The following is a 26,477-nucleotide window of genomic DNA, read 5'->3' as shown; positions in this document are numbered from 1 at the left end:
ACCCCTGTGAAGCGCATCAAGCGGACAGCCGCCGCGGTAGCCCTGACCGCTTCGGTTCTCCTGGTCAGTGCCTGTTCCTCCGGCACGGTCCCGGACGCCACGGAGAACGCGGCCGACGGCAAACCGATCGTGAACAAGGAGAACTGGCCCGAGAAGATCCCCAGCAGTGGTCTGGCCAAGAACCTGTCCCTTCCGCTGGAGACGTACATGGCCTCCTACGAGGACCAGGTCACCGTCGAGCAGGCGGCCAACGATCTTCAGCAGTCCTGCATGAAGGACTACGGCATCGACCTGACGCTGCCGCGGGCGGGCGCCAACCCGCCTCCCAGCGACAACGACGCCAACATCGAACGCCGTTACGGCATCACCGACCGGGCCGAGGCGGAGAAGTACGGCTACGAGCTTCCCCCGGCGCTGCGGGAGCACACCCGGCAGCCCATGCGGGAGCTGTCCGGCGTCGAGGTCGAGGTCCTGACCGGCCACACCGAGCCCGAGCCGGTCGAGGCCGCCCAGGGAGCCAGGGCGGCGGGGCCGCTCGCCGCCCCCGGCCAGGGCGTCAAGCCCGCCCGGGCGGAGTACAACGGGAAGAAGCTGAAGTCGGGCGGCTGCATCGGCTGGTCCAGGGAACAGCTCGGCGTACGGGAAGCCGACCCGGTCGTCGTGGCGGAGCTCGCCGGGGACAGCCTGATGGAGTCGATGAAGGACGACAAGGTCGTCGAGGCCACCGCAGCGTGGTCCTCGTGCATGGACGGCAAGGGGCACGAGGGACTCGCCGATCCGTACAAGGCGATGGACCGGGGTGTCACCAGTGACGGCAAGCCGTCGCAGGAGTCCATCGCCCTGGCGGTCGACGACATCGACTGCAAGGAGCAGACGGACCTGGTGAAGATCTGGTTCGGTGTGGAGTCCGCGATCCAGAACGAGCAGATCACCGACAACAAGAGCCGGCTGACCGGCGTCAAGGAACAGCACGGCAAGGAGGTCGCCGCCGCGCGCGAGCAGGCGGCGGCTTCCGCTCGATGACGGTCGGTACGGTGCCCGGACCACACGTGGTCCGGGCACCGTACCGATGACGGCGTGTGTGCCGGTTGCCGGGCGCACGGACGACGCCCCCCGGCGGCGGCCCGGCAAGGCCTCGTGCGGGCACGGGGCGCGTTCGGCGGGGCGTCGTTTCGCAGCCGCCGGTGCAGGACCCCGTCGCGCGCAGGATGATGCCGTCCGCCGCTCCGCGCCGCCGGAAGCCCCACGGGGTTCCGGCGGCGCGTCGCGCGTGACGGTCCGGGCCGCCTGCGGTGTCAGGCCGCCTGCACGCCGGCGAGCTTCTTCGCGGCCCTGATGCGCTCGGGGTCCCCGATGTTCTGGGTCCCGGCCCCCTTGCCGGGGGTGATGCTCCATTGCCTGAGGGTCTCCGCGACCAGGGCGAGCTTCGCCGACCCCGGCGGGACGTCGATGAAGAAGGCCGATTCCTTGGGCGACTCCGTGTCACCGCCCCACCTGACGACCCCCTGGAGCTCGGCGAGGATGTCCCGGATCGCCGTGACCTGGTGGGGGAAGAAGTTGCCCTTGACCCCGAGCGGGTAATTGTCCGGGTACAGCGCCAGCGCGGTGCCCGACAGGTGGTTGGATTCGAAGTCCGCCTTCACCCGCCGGTCGTCGCTGTACCCGACGACCTGTCCGCGGCTCGCCTCGAGCCGGGTGACGTCGTAGTGGAAGCGCTGCGCCACGTAGGCCAGGACGGTCCCCACGTCCCCTTCTCGCAGGACGACCCGGAGGTCTGTTCCCGGTATGTCGTAGGGAGCGGTGCCCGACGAGCGCGCGGTGAGGACGTCCCAGCCGTTCGCCGACCTGGGCCCGTTCCACGAGGCGTCGGCGGCCTGGGCGGTGCCGGGAGCGAGAAGGCCCTCCCCGGTGGCGAGCAGCGTGGCTCCGGCGGCGACACCGGTGAACCCTCTGAGCAGGGTGCGGCGCGAGAAATCGGTGTTCATGAGATCACTCCAGAAGTTTTTCTGACTCGCTTGCGCAGGTGTACGGAGGTGCCGGCCGAGACGAGGGCGGCACCCGCCAGCAGGCACACGAACACGGTGACCGACGTCGAGACGTACTCCACGGTCGATCCGTCGGAGTACACGCAGGCGTTTCGAAGAGGCCAGTACTGTTGCTCGATGGCCGCCAAGCCGGCGCCGGCGTCGTTCCGGCTCGTGCACAATTCGGGGAAAGGGCCTCCCACGGTGACGGAGAACCAGCCGTAGCAGTACACCGCCACCGCCGAGGAGGCCAGGACCAGGGCGACGAGCGCGTAGATTCTGGGCACGGGCAGCGGCGGGTGGTTCAGCAGGACGAGGACCACCACGATGCCCACCGCCGCGGTGACCAGGCCCGCAGCCAGCAACGCACCCATCAGGAACATGTGAGACCTACCTCTTCTCCGCCTTCTGCGCGGCAAGGAAACTAGCCCGGCGCGCCACCTGCTGGTCGATGAGTCTCTGCAGCGTCTCGGTGAAACCCGCGTAGAACTCGCTCATCACGGAGTCGGACTCGTTCCACGGTTCCTTGCCCAACGGGCAGTTCCTGTGGATGAGGAGCGCACGGGTGGAGGACAGCAGCGTGTCGTCCAACTGGCCCTCCAGGAACGCCTTCGCCGTCGTCTGGATGTTGTCCGTGACGCCGCCGAACCGGTAGAGCTTGAACTCGCTGAAACGCGTCAGGTGACCCGTTCCGATCAGGATCCTCCTCAGTTCCTGGACGATGTTCGTGTTGCCGTTCTTGAGGCGCTCGGCGACCAGGAACCCGTCGATGTCCTCGATGAGGTCGCCCAGCGCGAACGTCGACGCGACATCGGGCCTGCACAGCGTCTTGCGGCAGAAGTCCAGGGGCGACGCGTTGTCCGAGCGGCTCCACTCACCGTAGAACGTGAGCAGGTCTCCGCCCCAGCTCGCCAGTTCGGCGCGGTTCGCCTTTCCCGCCCCGGCGTTGCCCTTGAGGAAGTAACCGCTGGCGCTCGCCGCGAGGTGGTCCGGATTGATGAGGGCGCCCATGGACGGGTCGGTGTACGCGTAGTCCCTCGACCGGCCGAGCCCTCGGTCGGAGGCGTAGCTGATGAAGGCGTCGTCGACCTCGCCGAACAGCGCTCTCCACCGGCTGTCGGTGTACTTGTCCCAGCGCATGAACTGCAGCGAGAGCTCGTTCGGATCACCCTTGCCGTAGGAGACCGCGGTGTCGTACACCTTCTGCACGTAGGCGATGAACTCGTCGACCGACGAGCCGCCCGGATCGTTGACCGATTCCTGCCCGAAGTCGGCGCCGGGGCGGTGCGCCACCGCGTCCAGCCCGAAGGTGTCCGAACCGTTGGCGAAGTTGAACTCCTTGATCTGGTTGAACGCCCAGTTCTGCGGCAGCGGGAAGCCGAGGTTTCCGGAGAAGCCGTAGGACATGCCGGAGACGTACGCATAAGGAACGTAAGTGGCCCCGGAGACGCTGGCGCACACGTTCCGCGAGCCGTAGACACCGGCGATGTACTTGCTGCCGTTGCTCTTGAGCGCGTCGTTCACCCCGGAGAAATAGTCGATGATCAGGTCCATGTCCGCGGAGGTGGCGTCGTAGTCGACCGCGAAGTAGATGACGGTGCCTCTGTTGAACCCGTACCCGGCGGCACGGCCGTGCGCCAGGCTGCCGTGCAGGTAGCCGTTGCTGTACTTGAAGTCCGCGAGACTGCGTGCGTCGTACTGCCAGATGGGGATGACGTTCAGCCCGGCGGAGAAGATGGCGTCCAGCTCGCCGGGCTGGATCTCCTTGTTCAACGTGCTCCCGGGCGGCTCGTCCAGGTAGCGGCCGACGGCACGGTATCCCTCCCGGTAAAGGGCTTCCGCCCGCTGGGGGGTGATGGTGAACCGGGTGTCACAGGCGTTGACCTTCCGGTCGGGGTTCCCGTAGGAGACGAGCAGCTGCGCCCAGGTGTCGAAGTCGGCCTTGCCGGTCACGCCGATCGCGGAGAAGCTCTGGAACTTCCTGACCCAGTCCGTGAGATCGGCGTCGAACGTATTGCCGAAGGTGGCGATGTCACCGCTCGCGTTGGACGGGCCGTTCGCCACGCACGCACCGGTGAAGAGCTGCACCCACGTGCCGCTGTCACCCTCCGAGAGGGTGTGGGCCTTCAGGCCGGCCACGGTGCCGGGGCCGAAGACACCGTTGGCCTGGTCCTCGGGGATGCCCGATTCGTACTGAATGGCCTTCACCAGCGACTGCTGGACGTCCCTGGAGAAGAAGCCGTCGCACGGACCGATGTAGAAGGTCGACTTGTCGAAGTAGCGGCCGTTGAGCCACTGCTGCATGAAGCGGATCTGCTCCAGCCCGCCGGACAGGAATATGTAGGCGTCCATGGTCAGCAGGGCCTTGAACACCTTCGGGCGCACCGTGCCGTCGATGTAGGTCGCGGAAAGGCCGATGTCCCGCATCATCGTGTTGATGCCGGCCTGGGTCGCCTGGGACATCTCCCCGTCGATGGCGCCCGCGCTGTAGCCCTTGCAGTACATCCCGCACTGGATGATCTTGACGATGTTCTTGTTGGACTCGCCGATTTTGATGGCGCCCTTGGCCTGCAGCCGTGACAACGTCGTCGGGCCGAACGCGTTGGACAGAGCCGTGATGCCGAGTTCGTGCTGCAGCGCACGGGTCAGGGCATACATGGTGTTCCAGCCGGTTTTGCCGTTCTCCGTGACCGGGCTGTAGCCGGAAACGTTCTTGTAGGTGGAGTTGACCCACTTCTGGGCCTGGAGCACCATTTCGTCAGCCATTACGGCAAGCAACCTTTCGCTCGTGAGGAAGCAGGGTGTTCTTCCGGACGGGGCCGACGCCTGTCCGGCCTCACGGGAAGGGGCCGGGCAGGAGCAGGCGCGGGGTGAGACGTGTCAGTCGCGCGCTGTGGTGACGGCGGCCGGAACCTCGCCGTCGGCGCCCTTCCCGCAGGAACGCGCCCGGCCGCGGCGGCCCTTGCTCCGGCGGACGGGGTCGGCGCGCCGGGCGCGGACACCGGGACCGCCGGTGGCGCCCGGGCCGTCCGCCCCGCTCACCGCGGACGGCACGGTGTCGGGAGCGGTTCCTCCTGGAGACCGTGACGGCGATACCGGGGAGAGGGGCAACGATGATTGACCGGGCGCGCGGCCAGGTTCACAAAAGCCCCCTCTTGACGGCCGGACGTGAAGCGCGCCCACAGCCTCACTTGAAGTGATCTTTCCTTCAAGGGATTTCCACGCCAGGGTTCCATGAAGGACAAAAGTTGGCCGAAAAGTGAAACCCGACGCTGGAAAAGTGCCCCATTCGCCGGAAACTCCGGATGTCTCACCGGAAACAAACCCGAGGGGGCATCTGCCGACTTATCGGCGAAAATGTCCGTCGGTCGGGACCGGGTGTCGAGGGACCTCGACCGGAACACTCATCGGTGAGATCCCTGGATTACTCGCCGGCTCAACGCCCCGATCACCCTCGAATTGCCGTCGGGCACCCTCGGCCCACGCCCCGATCGTCCTTTTCCGTCGGCAACCGCGGCCTCCGGCGCATTGTCCCGACGGTCTGCCCCTCCCGCATGAGCCGCGCCCGGGCGTGTGGAGTTCCTCCCGTCCGTGGCCACGGGCAGTGCTTTCTCGCCGCCGGGGACGACGCGTCCGCTCAAGCGGACGTGAACGGCGGGAGCCGCCACCCCACCCGGTGTTCCGCCAGGTGCGCCAGCACGGCGTGGTTCGCCTCCCAGCCGTCCGGGAACTTGACCAGCGTGCCCAGCTGGACCGGCTCCGTGGACGGGTAGTCGTCCAGGAGGCCGGTCACTCCCTCGCGGCAGACCACGATGCAGGCGTGCCGGTGGCGGGAGGCCAGGACGCACAGGCGGCCCGTCTCCAGGTGGAAGGCGGTGGCGTCGGGACGGCCGGAGAGGGGGTGGAGGACCACCGTGACGTCGTACTCGCGGCCCTGGAGCCGGTTCGCCGTGTCGACGGTGACGTCCGCCACGCCCAGTTCCGCGAGGGCCGCCCGTACGGCGGCGGCCTGGTCGCGGTGGGCGGTGCCCACGGCGATGCGGTCGGCGGTGAGGGGGGCGGGGTCCGGGGAGCGTTCGGAGGTCGCCGCGCCGCCCCGGTCCAGGAGGCGGCGTACGACGAGCGCCACCGCGCGGATCGCCTCCGGGTCCGTGCGCGGGGTGTGACGGGCGGGGAGTTCCAGGAGGCCCCAGCCGGTCTCCGCCGCCTCGTCGATCACCCGGTCCGGGGCCGAACCGTCCGACGGGACACCGAAGGAGAGACGGCGGTCGCCGTGGTCCGTGCCGCTGCGGAACGGGGTGTACGGGTAGAAGGCGTCGGAGACCAGGGGCGCCGCCGACGCCGGGAGGCGCCAGGACACCGGCAGGCGGTGCTGCGGCAGTTCCGGGTTGTGGGCGAGCAGGGTGGTCACGGCCGAGGCCGACGGGTCGTACGACAGGCCCGCCCACTGCTCGCCGCCCACGATGGAGAACGGGTCCAACTGGCCCGGATCACCCACGAACAGGGCCCGCTCGAACAGGTTGGCCACGGCGAGCAGCGCGTCCGAACGCATCTGGTACGCCTCGTCGACGATCGCGTGCTCCCACGGCTCGACGCCCTTGACGTGCGCCCACTTCGCCGCCGTGGAGATCACCACGGGCAGGCCGGTGAGATCGGCCGCCTTCGCCGACGTACGGACGCTGTCCAACGCGTCGAGCGCCTTGTCGTACGGGTCGGTGTCACTGCTGTGCAGCCGGCCCACCGGCAGGTCCGGGTTCTTCTCGGCGAGGCGGAGGACCAGGTCGTCGACCTGGGCGTTGGTCTGCGCCACGACCATCAGGGGGCGGCCCGCCTCCGCCAGTTCCAGCGCCGCCCGCACCACCAGCGTGGACTTGCCGGCGCCGGGCGGGGAGTCGACGACGACACCGCGCGCGGCGCCGCGCAGGGTGTCGCGGAGGATCGCTTCGGTGGCGCGGGAGGCCGCCGCGCCGGGGTCGAACACGGCCTGCCGGGCAGGGGTGGTCACAGCACGTCCTCCTCGGTCACCGGGTCGGCGGGCTCCGGTACGGCCTCCTCACCGGGCGGACCGCCATGGGTCCACGGGGTCTCCTCCGGGTCGGGCAGCTTCGCGCCGCCGCGCGGTTCGTGTTCGAACAGCGTGAAGCACACGCGGTCGCCCTTCTCCGGGACCGACCCCTCCTCCGGCTCCTTGCCGCGGCCCATCTTGTCCATGACGCGCAGGACGAGGAGACCGCCCTCCGGACCGTCCTCGTAGCCCACGAACTCCACCGTCTGCGGCTTCCCGCCCAGCGAGCGGTACGCCCGCGCCCGCTCGCCGAGATGCGGGCGGTCGTCCGTGCGGACGGTGACCAGCGGGCGCGGGCTCGGCCGCCTGCTCTCGCTGTACGCCATCACCACGTCGACCACCTCACCCGCGAACGCCTCCCCGGACAGCCGCCGGGCCGCCATCACCAGCGGGTCGTCGAGCGCCTCCTGCGCCTCAAGACGGGCCTGCTCCCGCTCGCGCGCGGCGAGCTTGTTGGCCGCGGTCACCGCGTCGTCGCGGCGCGGCTGCGGCGGCTCACCGGACAGGACCCGGTCCCGGTGACCGGTGAACGACCAGCGGTCGCGCGTCCACCGCTCCTCGACGCGCGCGCCCTCCGGGAGCTTCGCCAGCAGGTCGAGGCCCCGCCACACCGCGTCCCAGGTGGGCCGGGTGCGGCTCTCCACCAGCGCGCGGATCTCCCGTTCGGCCCCGGTCAGGGCGCCGAGGCGGTCGTCGGCCTCCAGGCCGTCCTCCGCCGCCGCGAACGCGGTACGGGCACGGTCGTAGCGCTCGATCGCCGGGGCGAGCAGCTTGTTGTCGAACGCCGGGTCGGTCGCCGGGCCCGCGGGCGGGCACACCAACTGGCCGTCGGCGTCCCGCGCGAGCTCGGCCTCCCGCGCGGCCTCCGCCCCCGAGCGTCCCTCGGGCGGGTCGATCCAGGCGAGCAGCGCCCCCAGGTGCTGGTCCTCCAGGGAGGACTGCCCGGTCGCCCAGTGCCGGGCCAGTACGTCGGTCATGGCCAGCAGCAGGGAGGAGCCGGGCACCCGGGCCCGCTCCCCGAAGTGCGTCAGCCACCGCCCGAGCAGCGGCACCCGGGGCGGCGCCGGGAACGGGGCCTCCGGGTCCTGCTCCGCCGTGCGCCGGAACCGCATGGAGCGCCCCAGCAGCCGTACGAGGTCGACGCCGGCCCGGGACGGCACGATCAGCTGGGGCGCGTCCGCGCACAGCTCGACCTCGACCTTGACCCGCTTGCCGGTCTCCGGGTCGGTCTCGGAGCGCTCCGCGGCCTCCACGGCGTCCGCGAAACCGTCGACGTACGGCAGCACCACGTCGGCCAGCTCGGCCAGGAACGCGAACCGCAGATCGCGGTCGCGCGGCTGCGGCACCACCAGCAGCCGCGGCGCGTCCCGGTCGGTGCCCACCAGCGCGCCGAGCGGGGCGCCCGCCTCACCGGCGGTGATGAGCGGTACGAACACCAGGGGCCGTTCGGAGAGGTGCCGGTGCCGGACGGTGGCGGCGGGCTGGGCGCGGCCGGTGCTGACGGCCTCGAGGCGGGCGAGGGTGGCGATCAGGGACAAGGAGCCACCTCCGGGGCGGCCGCTTCCAGTGCCTCCGCGCGCAGGGCCGCCGCCCTGCGCAGTGCCGCCACCGCCGGGTCGTCGGGGTCACCGGCCTCCCCGCGGGCCGCCGCCAGCACGTCCCCGACCGTCGTCAGACCGCCCAGCTCCGCCCGTACCGGACGGCCCAGGCGGGTCACCGCGCCCTGCGCGCGGGAGCGGTCCCGGCAGTGGAAGGCCAGTTCGCACGCGGACAGGCACTCCGGCGCGTAGGTCGCCGGGACCGACTCCACGGCCTCGGCCAGCCGCTCGGCGGGCAGCTCCGGCGAGAAGCACGTGCCCTCGGGGAGCGTGTCGGCGATCTCCTCGATCCGGGTGAGCCGGTCCAGCTGACGGGCGGTCACCGCGCGCTGCTTGCGCACGTCCACGGCGGACGCGGTGGGCAGGTTGGAGAAGTCCTTCGGGCACACCAGCAGGATCCGGTGCCGCACGCGCGGGGCCGGGTCCAGCCGCGCGGCGACCTCCTCCAGGGCCAGCACGTACACCGCCGACTGGCGCGCCGCCGCACCGACCTTCGCCGGGTCCGCGGCGCCGTCCAGCATCGGGAAGGACTTGATCTCCACGACCGTCCAGCTGCCGTCCGGGTGCACCACCACCGCGTCCGGCTCCAGGAAGGCGGGGGAGCCCGCGACGTCGAGCACGAGCATGGGGTGGTCGAGCAGCGTCCACGTGCCGGGCGCCTCGGTGGCCTCGCGCAGCGCCAGCTCCGTACGGGCCGTGCGGCCCCGCGGGCCCTGGGCGGTGAGGTCGGGCACGCGCGCGCCGGCGGGCGGTTCGGCCGCGCGGTCCAGCTTCTCGTGGGCCAGGCGCAGCAGTTCCGTACCGCCGTCCGCCTTGACCTTCGCCTCGAACGCGTTGCCCCGCACGAACGCGAACTGGGACTGGCCGAAGACCGACGGCGAGCCCAACGCGCTCGCCAGCACCGCCTTGTTCACCCCGGCGCCGTCGAGGATCGCGCGCCGCCTGCAGCCCGGGTTGGCGGCGAGGGCGGCCAGGGCGCGCGCGTCCAGCGCCTTGGCCTGCACCTTGGGGCCGCGCAGCTCAGCGAGCCGGTGCCGGAGCGCCTTCTCCCGCGTCCGAGGGGGAGGCACCCGATTCGGTTCCTGGTCCGTACCGCGACTCGGGGTGCCGCTGCCGTGGAAATCGCTCACCCGCGGAAGTGTGGCATCCGGCACTGACAATGGGGGAATTCGCGCCGGAGGAGTTCGCCGGGGCGGCCGCGGGGCGGGGCAGGAAGCGGGCCTTCGCGCGGTCCGCCGACCGCGTCACGACGGGGGCCAGCAGCAGACCGGCGCCCATGACGGCGGCGCCCGCGACCGCGTCGAGGAAGTAGTGGTTCGCGGTGCCCATCACCACGATCACGGTCACCAGCGGGTAGACGACGGCGGCCGTCCTCGTCAGGCGCGTACGGCCGTACCGCCAGAGGATCACCCCGCACCACAGCGCCCAGCCCACGTGCAGGCTCGGCATCGCCGCGTACTGGTTGGTGAGCCCGCCGAGACCCCGCGGGGCGCTGGCCTCGCCGGCCCACCAGCCGTACGCGCTGTAGTGGGCCATCGTGTCCACGAAGCCGTGGCTCGCGTCGAGCAGCCGGGGCGGGCAGGTGGGCAGCAGGGTGAAGCCGATCAGACCGATGAAGGTCGAGGTCATCAGCCAGGTGCGGGCGGCGCGGAAGTGCGCCGCGCGGGAGCGGAACAGCCAGACGAGGATCGCCGGAGTCACCAGGTAGTGCAGCGACGCGTACCAGAAGTCGGCCGGTATGCCGAGCCACGGCTCGCGGGTGAAGAGACGGTTCAGCGGGTGCTCGGCGTTGAGGTACAGCGCCTTCTCGATGCGCAGGATCGCCAGGCCGTGGTCGACGGCGTCGGAGACGTCGCCCCGGACGACCAGCCGTCCCGCCGAGTAGCAGGCGTACACCAGGAGGATGAGCGGCAACTCCGTCCACCAGCGCAGCCGGGTCGCCGGGGCAGCCTCGGTACCCGGTGTCTCGGTGTGCGGCATCCGATCGCTCCCCCTCGTTCTCGCGCGACGCTCCGTCGGCGGCCAGCCACTCTACGGCGTGCGCGCGTCCCCCGTGGCACGTCCTCGGCCCTGAGAGACGTCGAGATCGCCCTCCGGGTTGCCCGCGACCAGGGTGCGCGATGATGGGAGGGTTACGCCTGCGAATTTTCACCCGGAAGGTCTCCCATGGCACCGCGCATCCTGCTGGCCCGGCACGGACAGACCGAGTGGTCGTTGTCCGGCAAGCACACCGGCAGGACCGATGTGCCGCTCCTGGAGGAGGGCCGCCGGGGCGCCAAGCTGCTCGGCGAGCGCCTGCACCGGGCGCCGTACGACGGGCTGCCCGGCGTCGAGGTGCGCACCAGCCCGCTGTCCCGCGCGCGGGAGACCTGTGAGCTCGCCGGTTTCGGCGACCGCGCGGAGACCTGGGACACGCTCATGGAGTGGGACTACGGGGCGTACGAGGGCATGACCCCGGCGGAGATACAGGCGGTGCGGCCCGGGTGGCTGATCTGGCGCGACGGGGTCCCCGAGGGGGAGTCCCTGGCCGAGATGACGGCCCGCGCGGACGAGGTGGTGGCCTGGGCCCGCTCCGCCGACCGTGACGTGCTGGTCTTCGCCCACGGGCACATGCTCCGGTCGATCGGTGCGCGCTGGCTGGGGCTGCCGCTCGACTTCGCGGCCCGCATCCGGCTGAACCCGACCTCCCTGTCGGTGCTGGGCTGGGCGTACGGCGAGCCGGCCGTGGAGTCCTGGAACGAGACGGGGCATCTGGCGGCCGTCTGAGCCTGGCCCCTGCTGGGCGCGTGGCCCGGTGCTCACGGGGCGCCCCGTGTGGGTGTCGGCCGGGGGTGGGTCGCGCTGCCCGGCGCTTGCGGGGTGCCTCCCCCGCTCTCGGCTGCGCTCGAGCGGGAGGTACCCCCACCGCCCACCCTCCCCCACTCTCGGCTCCGCTCGAGCGGGGGACCCCCATCGCCCTGGGGGCACCTCCCAGGCCCTTCAGGCACTGGGGGAGGCACGACTGCCCGCGGCTGCGCAGGCGATCACACCGCGCGGGGGAGTGCTCCGTGGCGGTCCAGGAAGGCCGACACGCCTGATGCGCGGCGGTGTGGGAGCAGGACGCGGGAGGTGCCCGCCAACATCGTCCGGACCCGGGACGACTGGACCTCGTTCAGCAGGTCCAGTACCCGCATCCCGGCCTCGGCCGCCTCGTCCGGCCGCCCCCCGCGGGCCAGGTCGTCCGCCAGTTCCGCCGTGTACAGGGCGATGTTGCGGGTGAAGTGCGGGTCCTGGAGCTCCGCCGCCCGCCGTGCGTGCCGCGCCGCGCGCGGCCAGTCGCCCAGCGTCGACCAGCACTGCGCCTCCAGCCCCTCCAGTTCCGCCTCCCCGTAGAAGCTCATCCACTCCGGGTCCGCCTCCGAGGTCCCGCGCTCGAAGTACGCCTGCGCCCGGGCCAGCGCCTGCTCGCAGCCCGCGCGGTCGGCGAGCCCCGCCCAGCCGCCCGCCTCCCGCAGCGCCAGCAACGACATCAGCCGCGGGGAGCCGAGCGGACGCGCGGCCCGCTGCGCGGCCTGCGCCGCCCGCACCGCCTCCCGGGGCCGGCCCGCGTCCCGCGCGAGGAACGCCGTGTTGCAGAAGGCGTGCGCCTCCACACCCGGATCCCCGGTCACCCGCGCGGTCGCCAGCGCCTCCGCGTAGTGCGAACGCGCGTCGTCGAAACGGCCCGAGTCGTGCGCCAGCCAGCCCACCGAGATGGCCAGCTCACCGGCGCCCGAGTACAGCCGGTCCGCCGTCCGCTGCCGGGTCGTCCCCGCGTCCAGCAGCGCGTAGGCGGCACGCAGGGGGGCCGCCGCGCGGCGGTAGAGCCCGTCCGCCCCGTGCCGGTCGTCCAGCAGCCGGATGCGGCGGACGGCTTCCTCCAGGGCGCCCGCGTCGCTCGCCCCCGCGCGGCGCACGGCGCGCTGTGGCGCCGAGGCGTCGGAGGCGAACCCGTACGGGCCCAGTGAGGCGGCGGCCACCGTGGCGCCCCCGCCGGTCATGAATGCGCGACGCAGCACGTCGCTCTCCTCGTGGTCGTGCGTGTCGTACGTGTCGTACCGGTCCTGCGTCTCATACGGCTCGTACGCCCCGCTGTTCTCACTCGTGGCGTTCGCCGGGTTCTCGGTGGGGGCCGGAGGCGTGTCCCCGGCGGCCCGGGCCCCGCGCCCGCGTACCGACGAGCGGGGCGCGAAGCCCAGGTCGGTCAGCGTGCGGCCGGGGAACATGTGCAGGAACACCCGTTCATAGGCGTAGTTCGGGCAGCGGATCTCACCCGCCTCCACCCGGTGCACGTACCGCGCGTCACAGCTGACCCGCTCGCCGATCTCGCGGGCGGCCCGCCGGACCGCCGCGGCGAACTCGGCCGGCGAGCGCGGTCCGCGCAGGTGCCGGAAGACGAGGTTCGGCCGCGGGGGCCGGGGGGGCTGGGACGAGGGCACCGTTGACGACGCCATGGCCGGGTCCTCTCTGCGAACCGTCGAACCATGCCGGAATCAGGGACATTTGTCCGTGTGGTGCCCTGTTTCCGGCGGGCAAGAACGTACCTGTTGTGACGGAGTCACTACGCGGAGTTTGGCAACAATCCGGATATGTCATCCGCGATCTGCCATGAACTGCCATCCTTTGCGGCGGACTTTCGTCGTAGCCGTTGACGTTCCGGCTCGTTGAGCCCTGTGGACCGGGGGCCCGATGTGCGCGTTGGAGGCCGGGATGACGACCAGTCGGAGCAGGGATCCGTTGGGGCTGCCGAGTGCGGACTGTGACGTGGTCACGGTTCCGGCGCGACAGGGCCTGGAGGCGGTCGACATCCTGCGGCGCGGAGCCGGGGACGCGGTGGGGCCGGTGCTGCACGACGACGGGTGCGACACGCTCGGCTTCCTGGTGCCGCCGGGGACGGCCGCGGCCTGGGACGTGCCGGGCAGTGTCTGTACGGAGACGGACGGCTGCGGGCTGGGACCGGTGTCGGAGCCGGTGGGTGAGGGGGCGGACTGGCTGCTGCCGCCGGGGGAGGCGGAGCCGGCGACGGACCCCGCGGCGCTGCGGGAGGCGCTGGACGAGGCCCAGCGGACGATCGAGGCCGCGGACGGGCGTGGGTGAGCGGTGGGCTCGCGTGAGCGGTGGGCCGCTGAGAACACCGTCGGAGGGGCTGAAATCATGGGGGGATGGGAAGGACCAGGAACAGCGGGCGTCACCAGTCATCCGTCGAGGCCGTTGTCGAGCGGGTCGACGGCGGGCTCGCCCGGCTCGTTCCGGACCGGGAGCGGGCGCGGGGCTGGACGCTGCTGATCGACGGGGCGCCGCAGTCGCACGTCGACCTCGACGACCCGGCGTACCTGTCCTTCGAGTACCAGCGCCGGTTCGGCCACGTCGTCGATCTCGTCGCCCCGCCCGGCAAGCCCCTGCGGGCCGTGCACCTCGGCGGCGGCGCCCTCACCCTCGCCCGGTACGTCGCCGCCACCCGCCCCCGCTCCACCCAGCAGGTCGTCGAACGGGACGCGGCGCTGGTCCAACTGGTCCGGCGTGAACTGCCGTTGGACGCCAGGGCCCGCATCCGGGTGCGTTCGGCGGACGCCCGTGAAGGGCTCGCCAAGGTGCCGGACGGCTGGGCCGGCCTCGTCGTCGCCGACGTCTTCAGCGGGGCCCGCACCCCCGCCCACCTCACCTCGACCGAGTTCCTCGACGACGTCCGCAGGGCCCTCGCCCCCGGCGGGGTCTACGCCGCCAACCTCGCCGACGGGCCGCCCCTCGCGCACCTGCGGGGCCAGATCGCCACCGCCGCCGCCCGGTTCGCCGAACTCGCGCTGATCGCCGACCCCGCGGTGCTGCGCGGCAAACGCTTCGGCAACGCCGTCCTGGTCGCCTCCGACGCGCCCCTGCCGGTCGCCGAGCTGACCCGCCGGGCCGCCTCCGACCCGCACCCGGGCCGCGTCCAGCACGGCAGGGACCTCATCGACTTCACCGGCGGGGCCGCCCCCGTGACGGACCGGGCGGCGGTCGCCTCACCGGCGCCACCCGCGTCCGTCTTCCGGTGACCGGGCGGGCCGGTGAGCCCCGCACGACCTGGATCCGCCGAGCCCGCCCGGCAGCCGCGCGGCTCCTGACGCCGTCCCGCCGCACATAGGCTGGGGTTCATGACCTCAGTGGAGGAGGAACGCCCCCGCGCGCTGCTGGCGGGGGCTTCGCGACGGTGGGTACGGCTGCTGCCGTGGGGCGTGGCGTTCGTACTGTGCGTCGCCCTGCTGCCCACCACCATCCAGGTGCTCACCGCCGACTACGGCCTGAACGGCGGCATCGCGAGCGCGCTGGCCGTCGCACAGGCGACACCGCTGCTGCTCGCCGTCGTCCGCCCGCTGCGGGCCTGGTACGTGATCTTCACCGCGGACGTGGCCGGGGCGCTCGCCCTGCTCACCGTCGACTTCGAGGAGCGGCTTCTGTGGCCGTTCCCGCCCGTGGGGATCGTCGGGTACATCGGCCTCTGCCTCGCCCTCGGCCTGCGCGAGCCGCGCCGGACGCTGCTGCTGGTGTGGCTGGCGACGGCCGGCGCCAACGTAGGCCTGGGGTTCGTCGCGCCCCACGGCACCACCGCCGTGACCCTGCTGCTGACCATCCTCGGCGGCGTCACGCTCCTGCTCGCCGCCGCGCTCCGCGAGCGGTACGAGGTCCAGCGCAGGCTGGCCGAGCAGGAGACGATCAACGAGGCCGAGCGCGGCCGGCGGACGCTGCTGGAGGAACGCGCCCGCATCGCGCGCGAGCTGCACGACGTGGTGGCGCACCACATGTCCGTCATCACGGTGCAGGCGGACACCGCGGAGTACCGCCTCGACGAGCTGCCGCCGGACGTGCGGGAGGAGTTCACGTCCATCGCGGCGACCGCGCGCGAGTCGCTCGGCGAGATGCGGCGGCTCCTCGGCGTACTGCGGAGCGAGGAGGCGCACGGCGAGCTCGCGCCCCAGCCGGGCCTGACGCGGATCGGGCAGCTGGTGGAGGCGACGGCGCGGGCGGGCATGCCGGTGGAGTTCACCCCCTGCGACGCCGATGTGCCCGAGGCGCTGGGCCTCTCCGCGTACCGCATCGTCCAGGAGGCCCTCGCGAACGTCGTGCGGCACGCGCCGGGTGCTCCGACGCGGGTGTCGGTGTCGGTGTCGGTGTCGGAGCCGGAGCCGGGATCAGGGTCGGGATCGGGGTCGGGATCGGGGTCGGGGTCCGTCGCGGAGGGCGGCGCGCGGCTCACCGTCCTCGTCGTCAACGGGCCGCCGCCCGAGCCGGCCGCCGGGCCGCTCGAGGAGGGCGGCACCGGGCACGGCCTCGTCGGCATGCGCGAGCGGGTGCGGCTCGCCGGCGGCACCCTCGACGTGGGTCCGCTGCCGGACGGCGGCTTCCGGGTGGCCGCACGACTTCCCCTGACAGAAAAGGACTTCACGTGACGACGCGTGTCATCATCGTCGACGACCAGGCCATGGTGCGGGCCGGCTTCGCCGCGCTGCTGGCCGCCCAGAGCGACATCGACGTGGTGGGCGAGGCCCCCGACGGCGCGCAGGGCGTCGAGCTGAGCCGGCGCACCCGTCCCGACGTCGTGCTGATGGACGTCCGCATGCCCGAGATGGACGGCCTCGAGGCCGCGCGCCGCATCCTCGCGCCCCCGCCGGGCGGTGGGGACGCCGCCCCGGGGGAGCACCGGCCGCGCGTGCTGATGCTCACCACGTTCGACGTCGACGACTACGTCTACGAGGCGCTGCGGGCGGGCGCGAGCGGCTTCCTGCTGAAGGACGCGCCGCCGGCCGACCTCATCGCGGCGGTACGCGTCGTGGCCTCGGGCGACGCGCTGCTCGCCCCCTCCGTGACGCGCCGCCTCATCGCGGACTTCGCCCGGCAGCGTCCCGCCGGCCGGGGCAGGCCCGCGCTGCGGCTCAAGGCCCTGACGGAACGCGAGACCGAGGTCCTCACCCTGGTGGCCCGCGGCCGGTCCAACGCGGAGATCGCACAGACGCTGGTGCTGGCCGAGCAGACGGTGAAGACACACGTGAGCCGCGTCCTCACCAAGCTCGACCTGCGCGACCGCGCCCAGGCGGTGGTCTTCGCGTACGAATCGGGGCTGGTGGCCCCGGGGGAGTAGGGCGGCCCTTCGCCGGGCTGTCCCCGGGCCCTCGTCCGACCCCACCCCCTCCCGGGGGCTGAGCCCCGGGCCCGAGCGCATCGCCGTTCGAGGCGGAGGGGCCCGCGGCCCCTGCTGCTCGCACGGTGCCGGTGTCCCCGAGCCGTGTCGGGCGGGGCGCGGTCTCGTCGGGGGCGGCTCGCTCCGTGACCCCGGACGGCGCGGGCGGCCCGCAGCCGGGTCCCGGCACAGGACGGCGACGGGGCGAAGCCCCGCGCGCGCCGCCCCGCCCCGGCACAGGACGGGGCTTCGCCCTCAGGCCCCGGGCGGTGGCCCCGGCGGCGGGCAGGGCCTGTCCCTCCCCCACCCCCTACCGCGGTAGCACCCCCACATTGGCTCCCGGGTATGACGCCCGGCGCGCAGCCGTCCCCGCACTCTCCACCCATCGGCACGAGAACATCGCGAGAGGGCGGAACATGAGGCTACGCAGCGGCAAGCGACAGAAGGCGGACGACCGGCCGGAGGCACCGGCCGCCACACCCGGTCTCGCCGTCGAACTGCGCGGTGTCCGGCGGCAGTACGGCCGGGGCGCGAGCACCGTGCACGCCCTCGCGGGCGTCGACCTCGCCCTCCCGCGCGGCACGTTCACCGCGGTCATGGGCCCGTCCGGGTCCGGCAAGTCCACCTTCCTGCAGTGCGCCGCCGGGCTCGACCGGCCGTCGGCGGGATCCGTGCGCCTCGGCGGTACCGAGATCACCGGGATGAACGAGAACGAGCTCACCGAGCTCCGCCGCACCCGCCTCGGCTTCGTCTTCCAGGCGTTCAACCTGCTGCCCTCGCTGACCGTGGAGCAGAACGTCCTGCTCCCCCTGCGCCTCGCCGGGCAGCACCGGGGCCTCCCCCGCCGCCCGAAGGGCGCGGGCGGTGCCCCCGGCCGGGCGGCCGCGGTGCTCGCACAGGTCGGGCTCGCCGACAAGGCGAAGCGCCGGCCCGGCGAACTCTCCGGCGGCCAGCAGCAGCGCGTGGCCGTCGCCCGCGCCCTGGTCACCGAACCCGACGTGGTGTTCGCCGACGAGCCCACCGGCGCCCTCGACACCGGCACCGCCGCCGAGATCCTCGGCCTGCTCCGGCACGCGGTGGACACCCTCGGCGCCACCGTCGTCATGGTCACCCACGACCCGGCCGCGGCCGCCTGGGCCGACCGCGTGCTGTTCCTCGCCGACGGCACCTTCGCCGGCGGCCTGGAGCGCGGTTCGGCGGAGCGGATCGCGGCGCGGATGACGGCGCTCACCACCCGGGCCGGCCGGGCCGGCCGTGCGGGCGCGATGGCGGGGGCCGCCGCATGAGGAGCTTCGCCCCGAACGGCCTCGCCCGCGCGGCCGTACGCTTCAAACCCGCGTCGTTCGCCGGCACGTTCGTCGCGCTGATGATGTCGGCGCTGATCGTCGCGGCCTGCGGCACCCTGCTGGAGACGGGCGTCCGCGCCACCGTGCCGGCGGAGCGGTACGCGAAGGCGCCGGTCGTCGCGGCGGCCGACCAGTCCGCGCGGCTCGTCGCCGACACCGTCGACGGCCCCGAGGAATCCGCGTACCCCCTGCCGGACACCGCCCGGGTGGACGCGGGGCTCGCGGCGAAGGCCGCCCGGGCGCCGGGCGCCGAGGCCGCGGTGCCGGACTTCACCTTCCCGGTGCGGCAGGGCACGTCCGCATCGGGCGCGCTCACCGGCCACGGCTGGGGCTCGCACGCCTTCACCGGCACCGCGCTGTCCGCGGGCGCCGCGCCGCGCGCGGGCGAGGTCGTGCTCGACGCCGCCGCGGCCCGTACCGCGAAGGCCGGTGTCGGTGACACCGTCGCGCTCGAAACCGCCGCCGGCCGCGCCGACTTCCGGGTGTCCGGACTGGCCGTGGCCGGCGCGGGCGACACCGCGGCGGCGGGCACGGCGGCCGGTGCCGGGGCCACGGCCTGGTTCGCCGACACCGAGGCGTCCGTGCTGGCCGGGCACCCCGGCAGGGCCGACGCCATCGCCGTACTGGCCGAGGACGGCGCCGACACCGACGCCCTCGCCGCCGCCGTCGGGAAGTCCCTCGCCGGCTCCGGCGCGCGGGTGCTCACCGGCGACGACCGCGGCGAAGTCGAGGACCACGGCCTGGCCTACGCCAAGGAGTTGCTCTTCGCGCTCGGCGGCTCCTTCGGCGGGATCGCCACGCTGGTCGCCGTCTTCACCGCGGCCGGCACGGTCGCCCTCTCCGTCGGCCAGCGCACCCGCGAGTTCGCGCTGCTGCGCGCCGTGGGCGCCACCCCGCGGCAGATCCGCCGCGCGGTCGCCGCCGAGGCGCTGCTCGTCGCGCCCCTCGCCGGGCTGCTCGGCTGCCTGCCGGGCATCGGGCTCGCGCACTGGTGGTTCGGGCAGCTGAAGGACCGCGGGGCCGTCCCGGAGGCGGTCGGTCTGCACGTCTCGTGGATCCCGCTGCTCGCCGCCGTCGGGACCGGGCTGCTCACGGCGCTCGGCGCCGGCCTGCTGGCCGGGCGCAGGCCCGCGCGGATCAAGCCGGGGCAGGCGCTCGCCGAGGCCTCGGTGGAGCGGCTGCGGCCGGGCGTCGTCCGCATCGTCCTCGGTCTCGGCGCCCTCGTCGGCGGCGCGGTCCTCGCCGGTGTCGCCGCCTCCGCCGCCGGTGCCGACGCGGCCAACGCCTCCCTCGGCGTCGTCATGCTGTTCATGCTCGCCGTCGCCCTGCTCGGCCCGCTGCTGGCCCGGCTGTGCGCGGCGCTCTTCGGCCTGCTGCTGCGCGGCGGCGACGCACCGGCGTCGCTGGCCGCCGCCAACTCCCGCACCAACGCCCGCCGGCTGGCCTCCGCGATCACCCCGATCGTGCTGGCGATGGCCTTCGCCTCGACGCTCGTCTTCATGCACACGAGTGAGAGCCGGGTCGCCGCGGAGCAACTCCGCGACGGCCTCACGGCGGACCACGTCGTCACCGACCCGGCGGGCCTGCCCGGCGACGCCGCCGACCGGGCCGCCCGCGCCCCCGGCGTCGAGGCGGCCGTGAGCCTGCTCGACACGCAGGTGCTGGTGCCCGTCGAGGGCGGCGGCGAGACGTCGCTGCAGGGGTGGTCGGTTCAGGGCGTCTCGGGCTCCGTGGCCCGGCTCGGCGAGGTGCAGGACCTGGACGTGCGCAGCGGCAGCCTGGACCGGGTGGGGGCGGGCCGGGTGGCCGTCGACAAGACCCTCGCCGCCGCGGCGAAGGTCGAGGTCGGCGACAGGTTGCCGCTCCGCCTCCCCGACGGCACGAAGGCCCGCCCGGAGGTCGTCGCGGTCTACGGCCGCGGACTGGGCCTGGCGGCGGTGACCATGGACCGTGCCTCGCTGGCCGGCCACGTCACGTCGGGCTTCGACAGCACGCTGCTGGTACGCGGCGGCGACGCCGGGCCGCTCGCCGAGCTCGGCGAGGTCACCGACGCCTCGGGCTACGCCGTCGCGCGGAACGTGGACCGTGAGTTCGGAGCGTGGGCCAACCACACGATGGCCGCCGTCCTGGGCGGCTTCGCCGCCGTCGCCGCGGTCAACACCCTGGTGATGACGGTCCTGGACCGCCGCCGCGAACTGGCCGTGCTCCGCCTCGTCGGCGCCACCCGCCGCCAGGTGCTGCGCATGCTCCGCTGGGAGAGCCTGCTGGTGTCGGCGGCGGGCGTGGCCCTGGGCACCGCCATCGCCATGATCACGCTGACCCCGATGATGCGCGGCCTGACGGGCGAGTCCCCGCACGTACCCCCGCTGCTGTACGCGGCGTTCGCGGCGACCGCGGTGTCCCTCGGCCTCCTCGCCGTGACCCTCCCGGCCCGCGCGGCACTGCGCGACCGGGATGCCTGAGGCCCGCCGCGGTCGCACCTTCCACAAGGAGTCCCCCATGCAGAAGAGCAGGACCGGAAGCACGGACGCGCCAAGCACGGACGCGCCAAGCACGGACGCGCCAAGCACGGACGCGCCAAGTACGGACGCGCGAAGTACGGCCGCGCGAAGTACGGACGCGCGAGGTATCGACGCCGGAAGCACCGACGCCGGAGCGCGCACGAGAGGGAAGGGGCGGCTCGTCGGCCTGGTGGTCGTCCTGGCCCTGGTGAACTTCGTGGTCGACTCGGCCGTCACCGCGCCGCTGATCGTCCTCCCGGAGATGCTCGACCACTTCGGCACCGGCCAGGCGGCGTGGCTCAACGCCACCGCGATGCTGGCGGGGGTGCTGTGGGCACCCCTGCTCGGAAAGAGCGCCGACCTCCACGGCAGGCGCAGGGTGCTCGTGCTGACGCTGCTCATCAGCTGCCTGGGCGCCCTCGTGTGCGCCGTGGCCCCCAGCCTCTGGGTGTTCGTGGTGGGGCGCATGCTGCAGGGAGCGGCTCTGGCAGCCGTGTTCCTCTCCGTCGCGATCGTCCGGGGCGTCTGCGCGCCCCGCACCGCGATGATCGTCGTGGGCATCGTGACCTCGGGCTCCGCGGTGCTCAACATCGCGTCCCGCTTCCTCGTCGAGGAACTGGCCACGGAGTTCGGCTTCCAGGTCCTGTTCCTCCTGTCGGCCTCCGTCGCGGCGGTGATGGCGGTCTGCGTGCGCGCCGTCGTTCCCGAATCCCCGGTCAGGACACCGGGCAGGATCGACGTCGGCGGCGCCCTCCTCCTCGGCGGAGGTCTCGCCGGGGTGCTCGGCTACGTCAGTCTGGGCTCGGACCTCGGCTGGCTCGCCGGCGGTCCGCTGGCCCTCCTCGCCGGTGGCGTCGCGGCACTGGCCAGGTGGTTGCTGGTCTCGAGCCGGAAACCCGACCCCCTGATCGACGTCAGGGACCTCAGCGGGCCCCTGGTGCTCACCCTCCTCGTCGTCTTCCTCGCCGCCGGTTCCTACCAGAGCATGCTTCAGCTCATCCCCCTCATCGGTGACGTCTCGGCGGACCAGCACCTCGGGTACGGGCTCGCCGACCAGGGATCGGTGGCACTGCTGCTGGCGGCGCCGGGACTCGGCGTCACGCTCGGAGGCCCGGCGGCCGGATGGCTCGCCGCACGCATCGGACCGGCCTCGACGCTGGCCGGGGCGATCATGCTCGGAACGGTGGTGACCCTCGGGATGTTCCTCGGGGTCTCCCGGCTCCCCGCCGCGCTCTGCTGCGGATTCCTGCTGGGCGTCACGGTGGGAGCGCTCGGGACGTCCGGCTTCAACATGGCGGGGAGCCTGGCGTCCCCCGAACGGCAGGGCATCGTCTCCAGCCTGGTCATGGTCATGGTCTCGATCGGGTCGGTGGTGCTGGACTTCGTCGGCGCGGCCGTGCTCGAGTCGACCGCCGTGGTCGTCGACGGCGAGACGGTGAACTCGGCCACGGGCGTGTTCAGCTACGTCGCGCTCGCGTCCGGCGCGTTCGCGATCGCCGCGGTGCTGGTCGTCCTGCTCGTGCGGAGCACACGCCGCGGCCGCGGCGCGCCGTCGCCCGGCCTCGCGCGGGACACGGTGTGACGACCCCCTTGTGACGACCCCCTTCAAAGGCTCACAGAAGCCGACGGTTCCCCCGTACCGCGCAAGTCGGCGGGAAATCCGAACACCTCTTATCGAAAACGGGAGTTGACGAATGAGTACGAGAAGTGCGTCGAAGGGCACGGTCCTGGTCTCCGGCGCGAGCATCGCGGGTCCCGCCGTGGCGTACTGGCTGCGGCGGTACGGATTCGCGGTGACGGTGGTGGAGAAGTCCACCGGGCTGCGGGGCGGCGGGTACCCGGTCGACGTGCGCGGCACCGCGGTGGAAGTGGCCCGGCGGATGGGAATCCTGCCGCGGCTGCGGGAAGCGCACATCGAGTCGCGCCGGCTGACCTTCCTCGACGCCGACGGCGGTGAGGCGGCGGTGGTTCACCCCCAGGCGGTGGCCGGCGGGGTCGAGGGACGCGACGTCGAGGTGACGCGCGGGGACTTGGCGGACATCCTGTACGGGGCCGTCCGTGACGAGGTGGAGTTCGTGTTCGACGACTCCGTCGAGGCGCTCACGGAACACGAGCACGGCGTCGACGTCACCTTCCGCAGCGGCCTCCGGCGCGGCTTCGACGTGGTCCTGGGCGCGGACGGACTGCACTCGCGCACCCGGGCGCTCGTGTTCGGCCCCGAGCGGCGGTTCCACCGCTACCTGGGGTACTGCTTCGCCGTCTTCACCATGCCCAACACCTTCGGGCTCTCCCACGAGGTGCTCCTCTGGAACACCCCGGGAAGGGCCGCGGCGCTCTACGCGGTCGGGGACAGCGACGAGCTGCACGCGTTCCTCACCTTCGCACACCCCGAACCACCGTACGAGGCCCTCCGCGACCCCGAGGCGCAACAGGAGCTCGTCGCCCGCACCTTCGCCGGCGACGGATGGGAGGTCCCGGCCATGGTCGCCACCATGCGCCACGCGGACGACCTGTTCTTCGACACCGTGAGCCAGATCCGCATGCCGCGCTGGTCCAGCGGCCGGGTCGCGCTCGTCGGCGACGCCGCCCACGCCCCGTCGTTCCTGACCGGGCAGGGGTCCAGCCTCGCCCTCGTCGGCGCCTACCTGCTCGCCGGCTCGCTGGCCGCCCACCGCGACCACACCGCGGCCTTCGCCGCCTACGAGCGCGACGTCCGCGGATTCGTCGAACTGAACCAGGCACAGGCCGGTGAAGGCGGCGCGGCGCTCTTCCCCGCCACCGCCGAAGCCCTGGCGGAACGCAACGCCGGACTGCGCGGCCTCACCGCCCTGCCACCGCGGAGCGGGCGCCCGGCCCACACCGCCCTCGTCCTGCCCGAACCCGTCGGGGACTGACCCCACAACGGCCGGGCACCCCTCAGTACGTTCCGATCTCCACCCGCGGCGGTCCGTCGTGCCAGGTGCAGAAGACCGAGACCCGGTCCGCGCCCGAGGAGAACTCCACCCGGATCCACGTCTCCGTCTTCCACACCTGCATCGACCAGCCGGCCCCCGGTGTCGCCGACACCAGTGACGCGGAGGTCTCGCCGAGGTCGAACACCGCCCGGCCGCCCTCGGTGTCGTAGCCCTTCACCTGTCCGGAGGCGGCCGGAGCGGTGGGGGAGGGGGCGGGCGGGGGCGCGGTGGTCCGGGACGGCTCCGGATCCGGAGCCGGCTCGGGGGACGCCGTGCCGGGCTTCGCCGACGGTTTCCGCGTCTCCCCGGCGTCCCGCGGACCCGTCGTCCCGGAGGGCCGCCGGGTCGACGACGACACCGGCTCCGACTGCTCGTCGGCCGCGTCGGCCGCCGCGATGGGCAGGGCGCGGGGCGGGTCGTAGGCGGTGCCCTCCATCACGGTGCTGACGCCCCACCACGACAACGTGACCGCCGCGCCCGTGGCGAGCAGCCAAGCCAGTACGTGTACGAGTCCTCTGCGCATCGTCGGTCCATACTGCCCCATCGACCTCAGGGGTGTCGCGCCCGCGGGGGCGGCCGGAGTTGTCCACAGGCCCGCACCCGGTCCGCCCGCCATGGCGTACGGTGCGGCGCATGGCAAGTGTTCTCGTGGTCGAGGACGACCAGTTCGTCCGCTCGGCGCTCATCCGGCAGCTCACCGACGCCTCGTACACCGTGCGCAGTGTGGGCACGGCGCTGGAGGCGCTGCGCGAGGTCGCCCACCACCGTTTCGACGTGGTCGTCCTGGACCTCGGACTGCCCGACCTCGACGGCTCCGAGGCCCTGAAGATGCTGCGCGGCATCACCGACGTACCGGTGATCGTCGCCACCGCCCGGGACGACGAGACCGAGATCGTACGGCTGCTCAACGCCGGCGCGGACGACTACCTGACCAAGCCCTTCTCGGTGGAGCACCTCTCGGCCCGGATGGCGGCCGTGCTCCGCCGGGCCCGGGCCGGCGGAGGGGAGACCGTGCCCTCCCCGGTCATCCGGGTCGGCGGCCTGACCGTCGACCCGCTGCGCCGCCAGGCCGAACTGGACGGCGTGCGCCTCGACCTGACCCGGCGCGAGTTCGACCTGCTGGCCTTCCTCGCCGGACGCCCCGGTGTGGTCGTCCCCCGCAAGGAACTGCTCGCCGAGGTGTGGCAGCAGTCCTACGGCGACGACCAGACCATCGACGTCCATCTGTCCTGGCTGCGCCGGAAGCTGGGGGAGACCGCCGCGCGGCCCCGCTACCTGCACACCCTGCGGGGCGTCGGCGTGAAGCTGGAGCCTCCCGCCGCGCAGACGCCGTACACCCCGCACACGCCGGGAGCGGAGCCGCCGCGATGAGATGGGCCCTGGTGAAGGTGTCGCTGGCGGTGACCGCGATGGTCGTGGTCGCCTTCGCGGTGCCGCTCGGTCTGGTCATCCGGGAGATGGCCCGCGACCGCGCCTTCGCGGGCGCCGAGCGGGAGGCGGCGGCCGTCGCCCCCGCCCTGTCCATCACCACCGACCGCGACCAGCTCGAACGCGTCGTCGCCTCCACCGGTTCCGGCACCGCGATGGCCGTGCACATCCCGGCCGGCGACGGCGGCGAAGCCCTCGGCATAGGGCAGCGGCGGGCCGCCGGGAAGGACATCGCGGCGGTGCGGAAACTGGGCCGGGCCTCCACCTCCACCGTGTCCGGCGGCTCGGCCCTGCTCCAGCCGGTCGCGCTGAGCAGCGGTGAGATCGCCGTCGTCGAGGTGTTCGTGCCCGAGTCCGAGGTCACCAACGGCGTCGGCACGGCCTGGGCGGTGCTCGCCGGGGTCGGTGTCGCGCTGATCCTCGGCTCGGTCGCGGTCGCCGACCGGCTGGGCGTACGGATGGTGCGGCCCGCGCAGCGGCTGGTGGAGGGGGCGCACGAACTGGGCGAGGGGAAGCTGGGCGCCCGGGTGCCCGAGGAGGGGCCGAACGAACTGCGGCTGGCCGCCGTGGCGTTCAACTCCATGGCCGACCAGGTCGTCCAGCTGCTCGCCAACGAGCGGGAACTGGCCGCCGACCTGTCCCACCGGCTGCGTACGCCGCTGACCGTGCTGCGGCTCAACGCCGCCTCCCTCGGCGACGGTCCGGCCGCCGAGCAGACCCGGGCGGCGGTCGAGCAGCTGGAGCGGGAGGTGGACACCATCATCCGCACCGCCCGCGACGCCAAGCCGCAGACGGCCGCCGCCGGACCCGGCGCCGGCTGCGACGCGGCCGAAGTGGTGCGCGAGCGGATGGCGTTCTGGTCGGCGCTCGCCGAGGACGAGGGCCGCAAATGGCGGGTGGCCGGCGCCGACCGGCCGGTGCGCATCCCCGTGGCCCGCACCGACCTGGCCGCCGCCCTCGACGCGCTGCTCGGCAACGTCTTCCGGCACACCGCGGAGGGCACCGCGTTCGCGGTCGACGTGCACAACGGCGAGGACGCGGTGATCGTGCTGGTCTCCGACGCGGGCCCCGGCATACCCGACCCCGAGGCGGCGATGGCCCGCGGCCGGGGCTCCGGCAGCGACGGCTCCACCGGGCTCGGCCTGGACATCGTGCGCCGGCTCGCCGAGTCCACCGGCGGGGACGTACGGATCGGCTCGTCCGTGCTCGGCGGGACCGAGGTGCGGATCTGGATCCAGCTCGACGGACGCGAACGGGCACCCCGGCGCGGGCACCGGGGGAGCGTGCGCCGGCGTCGCGGACCGGGCCGGCTGGTGGCGTCCTTTAACCGGCCCCGATCCCTTCCTTAAGCGCACCCTAAGATCCTCAACGGCCTCCCGGATCAGGAACTT

At 73.3% G+C, this 26,477-nt stretch carries 22 protein-coding genes; 12 read left to right on the top strand and 10 right to left on the bottom strand.

The annotated features are described in order from the left end of the window. The first annotated feature begins 6 nt into the window (after window positions 1-6). Window positions 7-1,023: a hypothetical protein gene (locus AB0A94_RS07820; protein WP_361740402.1), complete on the top strand. Its 1,017-nt coding sequence runs from the start codon at window positions 7-9 to the stop codon at window positions 1,021-1,023. A gap of 272 nt (window positions 1,024-1,295) precedes the next feature. On the opposite strand, the gene AB0A94_RS07815 is transcribed toward AB0A94_RS07820, so the two are convergent. The 8 genes from AB0A94_RS07815 to AB0A94_RS07780 all read right to left on the bottom strand — a co-directional run bounded on the left by AB0A94_RS07815 (window position 1,296) and on the right by AB0A94_RS07780 (window position 10,667). Continuing rightward, window positions 1,296-1,985, bottom strand: a complete 690-nt coding sequence (locus tag AB0A94_RS07815) for a hypothetical protein (protein WP_361740400.1) — start codon at window positions 1,983-1,985, stop codon at window positions 1,296-1,298. Continuing rightward, entirely contained in the window at window positions 1,982-2,407 is a 426-nt protein-coding gene (locus tag AB0A94_RS07810) for a hypothetical protein (protein WP_361740397.1), read from the bottom strand. Before AB0A94_RS07810 ends, AB0A94_RS07815 begins: the two co-directional genes overlap by 4 nt. A 7-nt stretch (window positions 2,408-2,414) precedes the next feature. Then, window positions 2,415-4,790, bottom strand: coding sequence for a glycoside hydrolase domain-containing protein (locus tag AB0A94_RS07805; protein ID WP_361740394.1), 2,376 nt, complete (start codon window positions 4,788-4,790; stop codon window positions 2,415-2,417). Window positions 4,791-4,904: 114 nt separating this feature from the next. Beyond that, entirely contained in the window at window positions 4,905-5,078 is a 174-nt protein-coding gene (locus AB0A94_RS07800; RefSeq protein WP_361740391.1) for a hypothetical protein, read from the bottom strand. Window positions 5,079-5,661: 583 nt separating this feature from the next. Continuing rightward, window positions 5,662-7,029 (bottom strand): AAA family ATPase, encoded by a 1,368-nt coding sequence (locus AB0A94_RS07795; RefSeq protein ID WP_361740389.1) that lies wholly within the window; start codon window positions 7,027-7,029, stop codon window positions 5,662-5,664. Further along, the gene (locus AB0A94_RS07790; protein WP_361740386.1) at window positions 7,026-8,627 is read right to left on the bottom strand and encodes a hypothetical protein; all 1,602 of its coding nucleotides are present in this window, start codon (window positions 8,625-8,627) and stop codon (window positions 7,026-7,028) included. The genes AB0A94_RS07795 and AB0A94_RS07790 overlap by 4 nt, the downstream gene beginning before the upstream one ends. Continuing rightward, the gene (locus AB0A94_RS07785) at window positions 8,618-9,757 is read right to left on the bottom strand and encodes a hypothetical protein (protein ID WP_361740383.1); all 1,140 of its coding nucleotides are present in this window, start codon (window positions 9,755-9,757) and stop codon (window positions 8,618-8,620) included. The genes AB0A94_RS07790 and AB0A94_RS07785 overlap by 10 nt, the downstream gene beginning before the upstream one ends. After that, window positions 9,708-10,667 carry a phosphatase PAP2 family protein gene (locus tag AB0A94_RS07780; RefSeq protein WP_361740380.1) on the bottom strand — a complete coding sequence of 320 codons (960 nt, stop codon included), beginning with the start codon at window positions 10,665-10,667 and terminating at the stop codon, window positions 9,708-9,710. The genes AB0A94_RS07785 and AB0A94_RS07780 overlap by 50 nt, the downstream gene beginning before the upstream one ends. Before the next feature lie 186 nt (window positions 10,668-10,853). On the opposite strand from AB0A94_RS07780, the gene AB0A94_RS07775 reads away from it, so the two are divergent. Continuing rightward, a complete protein-coding gene (locus AB0A94_RS07775; protein WP_217127632.1) occupies window positions 10,854-11,453 on the top strand; it encodes a histidine phosphatase family protein in 600 nt (199 codons plus the stop codon). 257 nt (window positions 11,454-11,710) lie between these two features. On the opposite strand, the gene AB0A94_RS07770 is transcribed toward AB0A94_RS07775, so the two are convergent. Continuing rightward, window positions 11,711-13,159 carry a hypothetical protein gene (locus tag AB0A94_RS07770; protein WP_361740377.1) on the bottom strand — a complete coding sequence of 483 codons (1,449 nt, stop codon included), beginning with the start codon at window positions 13,157-13,159 and terminating at the stop codon, window positions 11,711-11,713. Between the two features lie 256 nt (window positions 13,160-13,415). Here AB0A94_RS07770 and AB0A94_RS07765 point away from each other — a divergent pair, with 256 nt between their 5' ends. The 8 genes from AB0A94_RS07765 to AB0A94_RS07730 all read left to right on the top strand — a co-directional run bounded on the left by AB0A94_RS07765 (window position 13,416) and on the right by AB0A94_RS07730 (window position 23,598). Further along, a complete protein-coding gene (locus AB0A94_RS07765; RefSeq protein WP_361740374.1) occupies window positions 13,416-13,802 on the top strand; it encodes a hypothetical protein in 387 nt (128 codons plus the stop codon). A 65-nt stretch (window positions 13,803-13,867) separates the two neighbouring features. Then, window positions 13,868-14,737, top strand: coding sequence for a fused MFS/spermidine synthase (locus AB0A94_RS07760; RefSeq protein ID WP_361740371.1), 870 nt, complete (start codon window positions 13,868-13,870; stop codon window positions 14,735-14,737). A 99-nt stretch (window positions 14,738-14,836) separates the two neighbouring features. After that, on the top strand, window positions 14,837-16,129 hold the full coding sequence (locus tag AB0A94_RS07755; protein ID WP_361740368.1) for a histidine kinase: 1,293 nt from the start codon (window positions 14,837-14,839) through the stop codon (window positions 16,127-16,129). After that, complete coding sequence (locus tag AB0A94_RS07750) at window positions 16,126-16,818, top strand: response regulator transcription factor (protein WP_361740365.1); 693 nt, start codon at window positions 16,126-16,128, stop codon at window positions 16,816-16,818. Before AB0A94_RS07755 ends, AB0A94_RS07750 begins: the two co-directional genes overlap by 4 nt. A 455-nt stretch (window positions 16,819-17,273) precedes the next feature. After that, the gene (locus AB0A94_RS07745) at window positions 17,274-18,143 is read left to right on the top strand and encodes an ABC transporter ATP-binding protein (protein ID WP_361740362.1); all 870 of its coding nucleotides are present in this window, start codon (window positions 17,274-17,276) and stop codon (window positions 18,141-18,143) included. Next, window positions 18,140-20,665, top strand: coding sequence for an FtsX-like permease family protein (locus AB0A94_RS07740; protein WP_361740359.1), 2,526 nt, complete (start codon window positions 18,140-18,142; stop codon window positions 20,663-20,665). Before AB0A94_RS07745 ends, AB0A94_RS07740 begins: the two co-directional genes overlap by 4 nt. A 229-nt stretch (window positions 20,666-20,894) precedes the next feature. Continuing rightward, window positions 20,895-22,286, top strand: coding sequence for an MFS transporter (locus AB0A94_RS07735; protein WP_361740357.1), 1,392 nt, complete (start codon window positions 20,895-20,897; stop codon window positions 22,284-22,286). 112 nt (window positions 22,287-22,398) lie between these two features. Further along, the gene (locus tag AB0A94_RS07730; protein ID WP_361740354.1) at window positions 22,399-23,598 is read left to right on the top strand and encodes an FAD-dependent monooxygenase; all 1,200 of its coding nucleotides are present in this window, start codon (window positions 22,399-22,401) and stop codon (window positions 23,596-23,598) included. 22 nt (window positions 23,599-23,620) lie between these two features. Here AB0A94_RS07730 and AB0A94_RS07725 read toward each other — a convergent pair whose 3' ends face one another. After that, complete coding sequence (locus tag AB0A94_RS07725) at window positions 23,621-24,181, bottom strand: hypothetical protein (protein WP_361740351.1); 561 nt, start codon at window positions 24,179-24,181, stop codon at window positions 23,621-23,623. Window positions 24,182-24,291: 110 nt separating this feature from the next. Here AB0A94_RS07725 and AB0A94_RS07720 point away from each other — a divergent pair, with 110 nt between their 5' ends. Together AB0A94_RS07720 and AB0A94_RS07715 are read left to right on the top strand one after the other, a co-directional pair. Further along, entirely contained in the window at window positions 24,292-25,029 is a 738-nt protein-coding gene (locus AB0A94_RS07720) for a response regulator transcription factor (protein ID WP_361740349.1), read from the top strand. After that, complete coding sequence (locus AB0A94_RS07715; RefSeq protein WP_361740346.1) at window positions 25,026-26,435, top strand: HAMP domain-containing sensor histidine kinase; 1,410 nt, start codon at window positions 25,026-25,028, stop codon at window positions 26,433-26,435. Before AB0A94_RS07720 ends, AB0A94_RS07715 begins: the two co-directional genes overlap by 4 nt. Window positions 26,436-26,477 lie beyond the last annotated feature (42 nt).

Origin of the sequence: Streptomyces sp. NPDC044984 (assembly GCF_040646935.1) — a bacterium.
GTDB lineage: Bacteria > Actinomycetota > Actinomycetes > Streptomycetales > Streptomycetaceae > Streptomyces.
This window is presented reverse-complemented; position numbering and strand designations above follow the sequence as displayed.

Excerpts from the sequence above, each read along its gene's own strand:
- AB0A94_RS07815 (WP_361740400.1), bottom strand. The coding sequence starts at position 1,985 with ATGAACACCGATTTCTCGCGCCGCACCCTGCTCAGAGGGTTCACCGGT.
- AB0A94_RS07810 (WP_361740397.1), bottom strand. The coding sequence starts at position 2,407 with ATGTTCCTGATGGGTGCGTTGCTGGCTGCGGGCCTGGTCACCGCGGCG.
- AB0A94_RS07805 (WP_361740394.1), bottom strand. The coding sequence starts at position 4,790 with ATGGCTGACGAAATGGTGCTCCAGGCCCAGAAGTGGGTCAACTCCACC.
- AB0A94_RS07780 (WP_361740380.1), bottom strand. The coding sequence starts at position 10,667 with ATGCCGCACACCGAGACACCGGGTACCGAGGCTGCCCCGGCGACCCGG.
- AB0A94_RS07775 (WP_217127632.1), top strand. The coding sequence starts at position 10,854 with ATGGCACCGCGCATCCTGCTGGCCCGGCACGGACAGACCGAGTGGTCG.
- AB0A94_RS07770 (WP_361740377.1), bottom strand. The coding sequence starts at position 13,159 with ATGGCGTCGTCAACGGTGCCCTCGTCCCAGCCCCCCCGGCCCCCGCGG.
- AB0A94_RS07765 (WP_361740374.1), top strand. The coding sequence starts at position 13,416 with ATGACGACCAGTCGGAGCAGGGATCCGTTGGGGCTGCCGAGTGCGGAC.
- AB0A94_RS07760 (WP_361740371.1), top strand. The coding sequence starts at position 13,868 with ATGGGAAGGACCAGGAACAGCGGGCGTCACCAGTCATCCGTCGAGGCC.
- AB0A94_RS07755 (WP_361740368.1), top strand. The coding sequence starts at position 14,837 with ATGACCTCAGTGGAGGAGGAACGCCCCCGCGCGCTGCTGGCGGGGGCT.
- AB0A94_RS07745 (WP_361740362.1), top strand. The coding sequence starts at position 17,274 with ATGAGGCTACGCAGCGGCAAGCGACAGAAGGCGGACGACCGGCCGGAG.
- AB0A94_RS07740 (WP_361740359.1), top strand. The coding sequence starts at position 18,140 with ATGAGGAGCTTCGCCCCGAACGGCCTCGCCCGCGCGGCCGTACGCTTC.
- AB0A94_RS07730 (WP_361740354.1), top strand. The coding sequence starts at position 22,399 with ATGAGTACGAGAAGTGCGTCGAAGGGCACGGTCCTGGTCTCCGGCGCG.
- AB0A94_RS07725 (WP_361740351.1), bottom strand. The coding sequence starts at position 24,181 with ATGCGCAGAGGACTCGTACACGTACTGGCTTGGCTGCTCGCCACGGGC.
- AB0A94_RS07720 (WP_361740349.1), top strand. The coding sequence starts at position 24,292 with ATGGCAAGTGTTCTCGTGGTCGAGGACGACCAGTTCGTCCGCTCGGCG.
- AB0A94_RS07715 (WP_361740346.1), top strand. The coding sequence starts at position 25,026 with ATGAGATGGGCCCTGGTGAAGGTGTCGCTGGCGGTGACCGCGATGGTC.